Source organism: Mesorhizobium sp. M2E.F.Ca.ET.219.01.1.1, assembly GCF_004016445.2.
In the GTDB taxonomy this organism is placed as follows: domain Bacteria; phylum Pseudomonadota; class Alphaproteobacteria; order Rhizobiales; family Rhizobiaceae; genus Mesorhizobium.
This window is the reverse complement of sequence record NZ_SADT02000008.1, coordinates 163,114-174,944: the sequence shown is the minus strand read 5'-3', so window position 1 is coordinate 174,944 and position 11,831 is coordinate 163,114. Positions and strand designations below refer to the sequence as shown.

The 11,831-nt window shown below is 59.3% G+C and carries 5 protein-coding genes; 4 read left to right on the top strand and 1 reads right to left on the bottom strand.

The genetic code is table 11. The features are described from left to right. Nucleotides 1-278 precede the first annotated feature (278 nt). The gene (locus EN862_RS31885) at nt 279-4,664 is read right to left on the bottom strand and encodes a hypothetical protein (protein WP_127868249.1); all 4,386 of its coding nucleotides are present in this window, start codon (nt 4,662-4,664) and stop codon (nt 279-281) included. Nucleotides 4,665-4,928: 264 nt separating this feature from the next. Between EN862_RS31885 and EN862_RS31880 the strand changes: the two genes are divergently transcribed. Genes EN862_RS31880 through EN862_RS31865 form a run of 4 tightly spaced genes read left to right on the top strand, consistent with a single transcriptional unit; the run spans nt 4,929 to nt 11,816 of the window. Continuing rightward, nucleotides 4,929-6,506 carry a hypothetical protein gene (locus EN862_RS31880; RefSeq protein ID WP_127868248.1) on the top strand — a complete coding sequence of 526 codons (1,578 nt, stop codon included), beginning with the start codon at nt 4,929-4,931 and terminating at the stop codon, nt 6,504-6,506. Then, complete coding sequence (locus EN862_RS31875) at nt 6,490-7,668, top strand: PAN domain-containing protein (RefSeq protein WP_127868247.1); 1,179 nt, start codon at nt 6,490-6,492, stop codon at nt 7,666-7,668. Before EN862_RS31880 ends, EN862_RS31875 begins: the two co-directional genes overlap by 17 nt. Before the next feature lie 46 nt (nt 7,669-7,714). Next, nucleotides 7,715-8,512, top strand: coding sequence for a hypothetical protein (locus tag EN862_RS31870; protein ID WP_127868246.1), 798 nt, complete (start codon nt 7,715-7,717; stop codon nt 8,510-8,512). Continuing rightward, the gene (locus EN862_RS31865; RefSeq protein WP_127868245.1) at nt 8,505-11,816 is read left to right on the top strand and encodes a DEAD/DEAH box helicase; all 3,312 of its coding nucleotides are present in this window, start codon (nt 8,505-8,507) and stop codon (nt 11,814-11,816) included. The genes EN862_RS31870 and EN862_RS31865 overlap by 8 nt, the downstream gene beginning before the upstream one ends. The last annotated feature ends 15 nt before the right edge of the window (nt 11,817-11,831 follow it).

Below are 11,831 nucleotides of genomic sequence, written 5' to 3'. Positions count from 1 at the left end.
GCTTGCTTAGGAATTTCCGATGAATGCCATTTAACCGATGCCACACACGACGAGAACGCCAACATGAATACTTGCGTCGGTACGATGGGCAAATTCAGAAACGGCAGCTCTTGGACGCAAAGCTGCCGTTCGTTCCCGGTCAAAACGAAAGGGTCACCGTGGCGCTGTGAGCCAAATTGGTTTCCGTCCAGTTCGCTGCCGCTGAGCCGAGGTCTCGCCACATCACGGCAGACCCGTTGGCCTGTTGAGTAGAGGCTAGAAGAGGCGACAAATTCGTATCAACGCCCGTTAATCGTATCCTGATAGCGAGGGCCTCTGAGCCATGTATTCCCAAGGGCCTGCCGAACCTTTTTTCGTGCGTCGTGTCCTTCCGACGCAAGAAAGTTCAACCAACTGACCCGACTATCCTTGTTCTTGAATAAAAACGGCGGCCCCCCCATCAAGTCGGCATAGCGATCATCTGCATTGAGTTGAGCCAAACGGAAAGCGCACCAGGCGTCCTCCTCGGAGACGGCCTCTACAAGCTTTGAACACCAATGGCGCATGTGTAGCGCCGAGTCGAATGATCTGCGCGAGGTCTCGTAGACTTGGGCAAGCCAGCCTCCGGCGGGCGATCGCGACAGATGCTCGCGCCATATCGCCTCAGCCCCATCCGTGGGAATTAAAAAGCCCGCCAGCGTCATGGCCCAAGCGCGATCATAGGGCTTCTCGCCATTAAACCGTTCGGCGACTAGATCCTTCACAAAGCCAAGATGGCCTTTGCGTTGAAGTGCGCGCACGTACCCAAACAACCCCTCGTCCGTATGGACCGCCTCCAACATTTCCAGCCTCACATCGTCAAAATCCGGGCCGGGTGGGAGGTCAGTTGGAAAGCTGCTGGTCAAAGAGGAGGAGAAGCCGCGCCCATGTGTGACCGCTTCTCGCCAGATCTGTTTCACGAAGTTAGGCTGTTGAGGAGCTAATGCCTTCAGGAGCGGCCAGCCCGGCCCGTCCCAGTCTCCGTAAAGCAAGTTGTTTCTGAGGCTATGGTCCGCCCAGACCTTAGCAAGGACTTGATATACTTTTTCGCCGTCGTGGGCGACGAATTCGGCAAAGGCTTCATCGCGTTTGCCGTAGTGGCACCAAGTGCCGCCAATCGAATGACTCGTGCGGGCTGTCTCGAGGGTGGCCGCAATCCAGCGCCAGATACCTGCTTCGGCAGCGGCGCGAAGGCCTGGCCGTTGGTGGAGGAGACGCAAGCAGTACTCTCCGTTCAGGCGAGAGCCTAGCGGCAGGAGTTCGACGTCGGGTAGCGCTCCGAGGACGGAGGAGCCCTCATAAGCTGGGATGGGGGGGAGGTCTTGAGAACTCCACCCAGTGGCGGCTAGCTGCCGCGAGGCCCGCTGGCCCCCGATGGCGTCAGCCAAATCGAGCGAGAGTGTCCTTATATCATTGTCCGCATGCGTGAACGCCTGTGACCAGTCAACCTTCCTTGCCTCGCACTCTGGCCTGTAGCGCTCATTGATCTTCGACAAAAGATGCAGCTTGGTTTTCAACGGCTCGGTAGGGCCCGCGAAATCCAGGGTGTCGATCTGTTCTAGATATTCTTCGACAGTAGGTTCTCGAAGGAGCGTGTCGACGCCGTGTGGCCATGAGGCCATGTCCTGTGTGGTCAGCAAAGCTAGCTGATTGGAAAAGGAGAGAGGCAGCATTCGAAGAGCGATTAGATTCGCGTTGCCGCGCTCTGTTCCTTGGGACTCGATGCGATCCGCAGCCTGGGACGTCTGAGACGATGAGAGAACTGGAAAGACTTTTTGCGCTACTGTCGCGAAATCCAGCCCAGCGGTGGCGCCTGTCTCTGGAGGCCCCGCGTCGATGAAAGCTTTGATTTTGGCCAGCGCTTCGTCCTGCGCCCATCGCAGAGGCGCTACAATCAAGGGGCGTTCGCCGTCGAGCCAGCCTCCGATGTCGCCTGCATCGAGGTTTGAAAGAATCCGGTCGAACTCCGCACGAACAGTACCGGACAGAGCAAGATCCGGATTAGCCGCGAAGTCCACGAGACTGGCAGCAAGTGCTCGATCACTTCCGCGCGCAGCGGGCCCAAAAAACAGTTCACCGCCGTCGATCAAGAGCAGAGGCTTCGGTAACTGGGCCGCTAATCCAGGTCGGAGTTCGGTTGCCCTGATTGCGTCTTCCGGACGACCTGTCGCTTCAAGCAACAAAGCCGCCGCCGATCGGCCAAGTCCGCTATTCAGAGCGATCAGGGCGCCTGCTGTATTGGCGATTGCGTCCACCGTAGTCTTCCAATCGAAGGGGTTATCGCGCAATAGCGCTGCGATCTCCCGAACTCCGTAAGGTCGTCCCGAGACAGCCACGGAGATTGCCCAAGCGACGATGCTTGGGACGAAAGAGGCACGGGGTAGAAAGCCAATCGTGCGAACGGCGCGGTAGAAGGGCGCGACTTTCGGCTCGACCTCTGTTCCCAGTAGATCAAGCCATCCATCCTCACCGCGTCTCTCTAATGCCTTCAGTCGGCGAAGCTGACGCGAGCGCTCGCGATTTGTGAACGCTTCGAACTTGGCATCGGAATGAGTCCGATGCCGCGGCAAACCGATCCGCGTCAGCCATTGTTGGAGACGGGCTTCCACCAAGTCGACGCACTCGGGCTGATCCTCCCACAGCGAGGCCACGCCCCATTCACCAAGCCAGCCCGATCCAGTCGCCCCCGTCTCGAGCAATTCGAGGAAGAGCTCTGGCCTGAAGACATGTAGACGGCGCCAGAAGTCCTGCGCTGCAAGACTGTGGAACTGACGGCTGCCCCAACGTCGAAGGATGTCGCGACAAAGATCAAGGGAGGCGCCCTGTGTAATCAAGACAGTCGCACATGTCCTGAGGACCGGCTCGATGAGATCGTCAGCTTCCCAAGGTTGGAGCAGGCGGCTTACTTCTCCCAGTGCCACCTCGACCGGCCTCGACTGGATTTCGTTAGCCAGTGCAAGGCCCACAGCGAGTGGCAGAGCCTTATCAGTGAAGGTTAGGTCGTGCGGCGACCCTGGGCTCCGTTGGACCCACCCGCCAGAGATCAGCTCGCTAAGTACTCGACGCATCGTTTCCGGCTCGTGACCTGTGACCTCGACCGCGTGGTCGATCACGTTCCTTGCACTTGCGGTAAACGGTTTGTGCGCGAGAACTGCAGCTTCGGCTTCGCGAGCCATCCGAATTACGATGTTCTTGAATGCATCCGGATCGAGCGGCCCGCGCTTCAATTCGTATCGGTTTTGGAAATCTCGCAAGAGGATCAATTCACGGGTAATACGCTTGAAATCGCCGATCTCAGTACCGAGTCTAGTCACATGAAAGGCGGTGCGGGGATGGAGTGCGGCTTCCAAAACCTGTTTAGAGACCTGGCTGATATCAACTTTATGGTTTCTAAGAAACTCGTCCCGTTCGCCGGGTTGGAAATGCGGAACCGAAAATTCGTGCAATTGATCCGTCTGAAGATCATTGAGTTTGGCCCAGCGTTGCCAATCGTCGCGTCGGCAGGCGACGATGATGCGGACAAGTCCCGCCATCCTCGCTTCCAGCAGCGACGCAAACCATCTATCCCAGTTGAACGGGTCCAGTTCGTCGAGACCATCAACCAATACCAAAAGTCTAGGCTGAGGGCCGCCATCAGTCCGCCCTTGCGTCCACAGGCGGAGCCGTCTGCTCCAAAACCCCAGCGGATCCTGGATCCACGAGCCGGCCCTCTTTGCGATTTCCGCGAGGGCTTCGATTACTGCAGTCAATCCGTCATTTGCTTTTGCAGCCGTATCGGACGGGATGACGACTGTTATAGGTCCGCCAGCGATGGCGCCGAGAGTGCGCATGGCCATCAGAGCGGCCCAGGTCTTGCCAGCTCCTTCATCGCCAAGAAGTGCGAGAGCAGTTCGGCCATTGCTCCACCACTCGGAAATGACTCGATCCACGTTAGCACGAACAACGGGCGGGGCCTGGGAGAGGAACGTGGGAGAAGCGCCAGCCAGCTTCCGAGCTGTAAAACGATCCGAGAATATGGCATCCATCTGGGAAGCGGCAGCCTCACGCGCAGGCTCAAACCCCACGTCAGCAGCAGCCAGGTCACGCACTAACGCCTTTAATGCGCCTTGATATCCGTTGGTTTTGGTCAGCGCCGAGAGCTCCGCCCGAGCAGCCACGTCGGTTAGGTAGCAATCAGTGATTTTCCTATGTGCGGCGCACAAAATAGCAAGACGCGGGAGGCCGGCTAACAACGACCAGTCAAGGACGACCAGCCCCCAGCCCTTGCGCTCGGCATGGCTCTTCAGTTCCTCTTGTTCTTTCCCGTGAATTGTCTTTGTTGAGGCGAGCACCCAGCAGTCCAAGCCTGCAAACCGCTGCTCCGCCCGATCCATCTCGCCGAGTAGATGACTTTGATCCAAAGCAGTGCCTTCTGCATACCTTTTTGCTTGCATTGCCCGGCGCGGCGCGAACCCCGGAGAGAGTGTCACTCCGTCCACGCCAGCTTGGTCGCCCGACGACATTAGAGCGAGACGACCGCCTGTCGCGGCATCGATCAGCGCAGCGACAAAGCCCTCGAACCCTGCGCGAGTTGGAGGGAGGTCAAGCAAGGCATTGGCAATTGCGGGGAAAAGCTGGCGGGCAGCAGAAATTGATTTCTTGGCCATGATTTATCGTGCTGCCTAAGCTAGGACGCACCGTCAAGCTGCTAGACGGTCTTGGTAGGTGAAAAGCGGCTGGGAGGTGCCATGTTTCATGGCGCTGCTTCCGACTTATTCGATGGGAACAAAGCCCCTTGGAGGATAGTAACGATATTCCTAACTTCTTGACCGTCTCGTCCCATTTCAGAAATTTCCTGATGCAAGCGCAGCAAATAGGTGGCAGGGTAAAATGGGAAAGTAAAAAGGCGGGGGCGCCGGGTGAACGCAAGCATGAGCCAAAAACTGGCCAGTTACGGCCAGTGGACATACCGTGGTGCCTGGGCGCTTGAGATTACAGCATCTATCATCGGATTGGCCACTGGCTTGGCTTTGGGAGTCCAAGCTTTCGAAGCCAGCCAATCCGCCACGGCAATGGACTTGGTTCTGGCGAGCGCTCCGTTCTTCATTGTTTCGATTGCCGAACTCACCAAAATCCCGATCGCAACGCTTCTGTACAGCGCCTCCTGGTTCTGGAAGCCTGTGCTGTTGATCTTCCTGCTCCTGCTTGCTGGTATCACTTTCGAAACCGTGCTGCTTGGCCTGGAGCGGGCAGGCACCCTTCGTGAACTGCAATACGAGGAGATCGCTGACGAGATTGACACTCTCACCCGGGAAAACGCAAAGCTGACCGCCTCGGACGAAGCGGCAAAACAGACGGATCAGGTTGCCAAAGCAAAGGCCGATCTCGAGGAGGTTGGCACGCTTGCCGACAATGCGCGAAAGGAAACTCAAGCGCGCATCGGCGATGTCGACGCGGAACTGCAGGCAACAACGGCACTGACGCCCGAGGCGGCAAAGGCAAGGGAACAGCTTAAGGACCAGGAGCAAAGGCGCACGGACCTGGTCGCTGAAAGAGACACCAGGGTCAAGCAAGCGGTCGAGGAATTTGAGCGACAAAGGGACAGTTACGTCGAACGGATCAAAGACGCCAGGGAAAGCGGCGACACGGCATCGGCAAAGCACTGGGAAGACGAGATCGGAAAGCTCGCCAATCCACGCACGAAGACGGAGGCAAAGTACGAGCCACAGATCCAGGACCTTGATCAGCAGATCGCCGCAACGCGCGTTGAGTTCGACCGGCTGAGGCTGCAAAGCCCCAAGATGACCGATGGACAGAAGCAGGTGCTGCAAAATCGGCGTGCGGATCTGGAGAAGTCACTGGACGAGATTTCGACCGATTGGGAGCGGCGGCTTTCTCAAGCGCGAGAAGACCTGTCCGCGGCGCAGAGCGCCGAAGCGGCCGAAGGAAAGGTAGTGGCAGCAAATCAGGCGAGACGCGACGAGATAGCAAAGCAGCTTAACGAGCTTGAGAAGAGGCGAATCCCGCTGGCTCGGACTGATCAGATCCGGCGAATTGCAGCGCGATGGTACGGCGAGAAGCCTGAACAGGTAAGCGAGGGCGAGGCAGGAAAGATAGCGGCCATTTGGTTTGGTTCGCTTGCGGTCATCGCCGGCCTTGCCGGACCGATCACCGCGATGGTGGCTCTCGGTCTGCAGCGCATCGCTGCACAGGCTGAATCTCGTTCCGAGAACCCGTTATCACGTCTGATCAGGCGCCTGCTTCTAAGATGGCGCTGGCAGCGAGTGCGAACGGTCAAAGTGCCGGTCGAAGTGCCCGTGGACAGGGAGGTGGAAAAGCGCGTCGAGGTCCCCGTCGAAAAAGTGGTGAAGGAGATCCTCTATGTTCCAGTCCTCACCGACGATCCAGACGCGCTGCGCAAAGCACTGAACGAGGATTTGCCGGCCGAGGTCGTGGGTCTCGTCAAGGTAGCAGCTAAGGGCGGTCGCAAACGTGCTGGTCCGGCATAATACTGCACTCCTCGAAAAGGCGGTCGACCTGGTCGTCAAGCAAGCGGCCATTCCCACTTTGGAGGCTGAAGCTGCAGCCTACGACAGGATGGCCCGTGCTAATGCCTTCCGCAGGATGATGACGGGCGCAGCCGTGGCGGTTGCTGCTGTCGGCATTGGTTACGGAGCAGCATTGTTCTTCGGGCGTGAGATCAGACCGCCTGTCGCGCCTAATAAGGCGATCGAGAAGCGCACCGACAGACTCGATCCGTCCGACACGACCACACAACCCAAGTCGGAGCGAACCAATCCACCTAAGGAAGCAAAGCCGGCCGATCCTCCATCGGCACCGCTGCCCAACAAGCCTGATAAGGTGACTGAGGATTTCAACAAGTTCCTCACGAAGGAGGTCGACTTCCGGGGTGCTCACTGGACGCTTACATCGGGGCACTATTTCACCGAAGAGAACGATCCCACTTGGGATCGGGCGTGGTGCTACACCCGTCGGCTCGTCAACGGCGTTGATGTCAACACAGACCTTGTAAACCGGGTGACGCCAACAGCCACGCCCCAAGCTCCCATCGCGCCACCAGCGACACTCGCATCAGTTGGATTGGACGACGATTCCGCCAGGGAACTTGCATCGAAATGTGCGTGGCTCGACGGCAAGGCTTTCAACCCCGCAGACTTCGAGCCCCCATCTGGACGAGCCGAAGCGGCCAAGAAGCTCATCGCGCAAGATGGTTGGGACGCGATGGGCTTCGACCTTCCAGGAATGCCGCTCATGAACCTCTCATTCGACCAATGCCAGACCAGATGCGAAGGTGACGATCAATGTCAGGCCATCACCTATGACAAGAAGCACTCCGCGTGCTTCCTAAAAGGCGATGCCTCGATCCTGGTAAGAGCTCCGGACGCTGCCATGGCGGCAAAGCCCGCGGTCGCGAGCAAGGTCCAATATTCCAGCCTCGTCTTCTACAAGAATACGGTTGTCGTGGGCGATTCCTATTCGAACGAGCCCAGTAATTATGCCAGTTGCGTGACCGCTTGCGCCGTGGACCAGAAATGCATGGGCTTCAATTTCGATAGTCCAAACAACATGTGCTCGATGCTTGACCAAGTGTCTTCGCTCTCTGTCTTCAAGGGCGTGGCTTCGGGAACAAAGGCTGCCGGCAACGAATGATCCGACGCGAGACTAAGCAGTGTGCGGCGCCACTGGCGAGCACGCCATGACCCTGACGCTCGTCCCAATAGATCATGGAGAACTCTGCTACGGCTGGGCTTGGACCATCGACGATGAAGACGTGCTCGCCGAGCGTGTCGCACGCATCGTGCTCGGCCAGTATCGCCACGTCGCCAAGATCCTGAGCGGTGCGGGCGTGCCAGGTCCCGCTGCCAATGCCGAGCAGGCGTATGCAGCGATCAAGCAGCTGACCTTGGCCGAGGGCGAAGATCCCTGGCACAGGGACGGCTGGCTGTTCCAAGCGATATCGTGGATCGCCGCGCACCAGCAGCCTTCTGCCTCGCTCACCCGGATGCCGCATATTCGTAAGGCCGACAAAGGCTTCGACGGGATGCAGCTAGAATTGAACGAAGCTGGCACTGCGGTCACGGCGGTTGTCGTCTTCGAGGACAAGGCAACAGACAAGGCCAGAGACACCATCCGCGATGATGTCTGGCCGGGCATTGTCGCGCTCGAAAAGGGCGAGCGGTTGAATGAACTCAGCCAGGAAGTGAGCGCGATGCTCGACGCGCGTGCCGCCGCCGATCCCGAGTTCGACCTCGATACAGCGATCGCCAACACACTTTGGCACGATGCCAGGCGCTATCGCGTCAGCATCACCATTGGTGACACCCATAACAATGCCGACGCCCGCGCGAAGCTGTTCAAGGGCTTCGACGACTCCGCGCCGGGCGCTGCCGCCCGCCGCCGAGCCGACACCATATACCTTCCCGCGATGCGCAGCTGGATGGCAAGCTTCGCCGCGCGCGTGATCGTCAAGATTAAGGCCATCGCCAATGTTTGATCCGACGACCGCGGCACTGATCCGGGCGGCGCCTCCACTCGAGGGGCTCGATCTCGAAAATCTGCCGAAGCGGCTGACAGAGGCATTTGCCGACATAGTCTCGGCGCGCATTCGCTTGCGCGGCGCTACCGCCGAAGCGGACGATGAAGCGTTTCTGGCAACCGTCGCCGAGCTTCGCCGCATCGCTGCCGCCCACGAGACCTATGCCGCCTTGCTGCCCGACCGCGAAAACCGTGCCTCGGCGGCCTTCGTCGCGGCTTCAGCACACCAAGCCGTCTCCCTATCGCTACGCGGAGACCACACCCCCAGCCAAGTCGACACGGCGTTGGTCAGCTCTGACGTTTGCGCCACATTGCTTTTTCTTCTGGCGGAAGCGCATGCCGATGCGGCCGAAGCCGCCAAGCGCATTGTGCCTGCACCGGACGCCGGGCCGATCGAGCAAGACCTGTTGCGCGCGATCCGCAATCTTGCCCAAGGTCGGCTCGGCGAGATCGTCGATACCGACGAGCCTGAGATTGATGTCAATGGCGACGATCTCGGCTTCCGCGCTCTCGATGCGCTCCGCCTGCTGCTTCTGCGCGGCATCACCAGTCTCGCGCGGCAGCTGCGCCTGCGCGTCGACGTCGCGCCCGAGGTGGGCGGCGTGGTGCCCGCGAGCGAGCTGTTTGTGCAGGTGCGCGCCCTAGCAAGCGAACCGATCGATGGCGCCGGCGTGGCCGGCGAGACGCTGCTCAGCCTCTATCCCGGTCCTTTGCACCTCGCCAACCTACTGCTCGGGCTAGAGGGCGACCTGCTCGGAACTGCTCTGAGTCGTATTCCGACGCCGGGCGGGGTCGATGACAACGGCTGGTGGCAAACGCTCCGCCGCATGGCCCGGCAGCGACCCTATCTCTGGCGCAACCACCGCGAAGCGGTTGCGAAAGGCTATTTAGAACAGGGCGTCTCATCGGCAATCAGCTTTCCGACCGGTGGCGGCAAGTCGACGCTCGCCGAGCTTAAGATCGCCACCGCGTTGCTGCGCGGCGAGCGCGTAATCTTCCTCGCGCCCACACATGCGCTCGTTGGGCAGACCCAGCGATCACTGAAGGGCACGTTCCAGGACTACAGTATTCTTGCCGACGTCGACGAGGATGTCGGCATTGGTGATGTCGTCGTGCTCGGCGAAGTCACCGTCATGACCCCCGAGCGCTGCCTGATGCTGCTGTCGGTCGATCCCGATGCGTTCACGGATCTCGGTCTGATCGTCTTCGACGAATGCCATTTGCTTCATTCGCGCGACGATGATCGAAGCAGGCGCGGGCTTGATGCGATGCTCGCCGTGCTCAACCTTACGCGCCTCGCCCCTCACGCCGATTTGCTGCTGCTTTCTGCTATGATGAAGAACACGCAGGAGATTGCCGGCTGGATTCAGTACATAACCGGCCGCCAATGCCTGACACTGGACCTGAGCTGGAAGCCAACGCGGCAGGTGCGGGGTTGCGTCGTTTATCCCGCCGAGCAGATTAAAACGCTCAAAGCTATCCTGGCTCAGGCCCGCATCGACTATCCCGATCACGACAAGCCGCCTGTCTCTGTAAATGATGCGTTGCTGGCGCAGCCCTTCGGTTTGTTCAGCCTCCTGCAGACCTGGTCGACCACCGACCGCAGCGACTATGCTCTGCTGCAGCTCCTCGGCGACGGCCGCTTACTGTCGGCCGGCCGGTCTAAGCGCGGTAACTGGTACCTCACCCCCAACGGCAACCAGACAAGTGGCGCAATTGCCGCCGCTGCAGCGATTGCGGGCATGAAGACATTGGTGTTTGTCCAGACCACTGTCTTTTGTGAGAGCTGTGTCAAGGATTACCCGGCCCGCGTCGCCGCTAGCCAGATCACGCTTACAGAGGAAGAGCAAAAATGGCGCACCCTTGCCGAAGAGGAGATGGGCGGAGCTGGTTACTGCTACATGAAGCTTGCCGCTGATGGCACGCTTAGGACTGGGACCGCCAGCCATCATGCGCTGCTACTGCGCGAGGAACGCGAACTGCACGAAAGCCTCTTTCGCCGTCCGGACGGGATCAAGGTGCTTTTCGCGACCTCGACGCTTGCTCAGGGCATGAACCTGCCGAGCGAAGTTGTCATTATCTCGGGGGACAGCCGGTTCGATCCACAGGCCGACAAGATGCAGAAGCTTGAGGCACATGAGCTATTGAACGCCGCAGGACGTGCAGGACGCGCCGGCGAAGGTGCGCAGGGTTTCGTCTTGCTTGTGCCCAGCAAGGTCATCGACTTCGACGATCAGAATAACCAGATTAATGGGCATTGGATGGAGCTGCAGGCAATCTTCGAGCAGGCCGACCAATGTCTCGTCATTGATGATCCGCTGAAGGTGGTGCTCGACCGCATTCACGACGGCATCACTCAGACCGGCGCCTCAGCCTATCTCTTGAGCAAGCTGCCGCTGGCAATCGCCGGGGCCGAAGGCGATCCCGCTGTGGTGTTGCTCAACAGGAGCTTCGGCGCCTACCGCGCCCTAGTTGCCGCTGATGCCGAATGGCTGAGCACAAGGGTTGCCTCGGCTCTAGCCGCACGAGCCACTCTCGAGCTGCCTGAATCTGACCGCTGGATCAAACAGGTATCTGGCGCAACCGGACTCTCTATCGAGTTGCTTCAGCAGATCGTCGAACGGCTCGATGCCGGCGCCTTTTCCGGAACGGCTCTCGAGGCAGTGGTGGCGCTGCTCGATTGGCTCGACGCGCATCCGAGCCAGTTGCTCAGTCTCGTGCGACCTGAGAGCCTAGAAGAGATGTTCGGCACGCCCTATAAAAAACTAGCCGATGACGAGGCGCGCGGAAAATATGCTTTGTTCTTGCTGCGTAAACTTTGGCCGATTTGGATGTCAGGGGCGCCACTATGCGAGCTCGAAAAGGCATTTCTCGGACGCAGCACAAATCTCAAGCAGTGCAAGAATGCCCGCCAGTTTGCGTCACGGCTCGTACCCGATCTTGCGTTTTTAGCGGGCCTTCCTGGACGCCTGCTCGCAGCGCGGTTACGCGCCGCCGGAGACGAGACACCCGTCTCCACCGTCTTGGCTACATTAAGCGGGGTCGTACGCGAAGGCTGTGATAGTCCCGACAGTTTGGCAGTACGCCTCCATTTGACACGTTCGGTGTCGCGCGTTGCTGCCCGCAAACGTTACGATGCTATTCGCCAGCACATTCAGCCGGGCAGTCCCAACGAGAGCTTTGAGGACACGCTGGAGCGCATCCGCAATGCCGATATCGTCGCCGGCTTCGACGATCTCGATCATCTCGACGGGGCTGGTTGAACAGTCGCTCGGCCC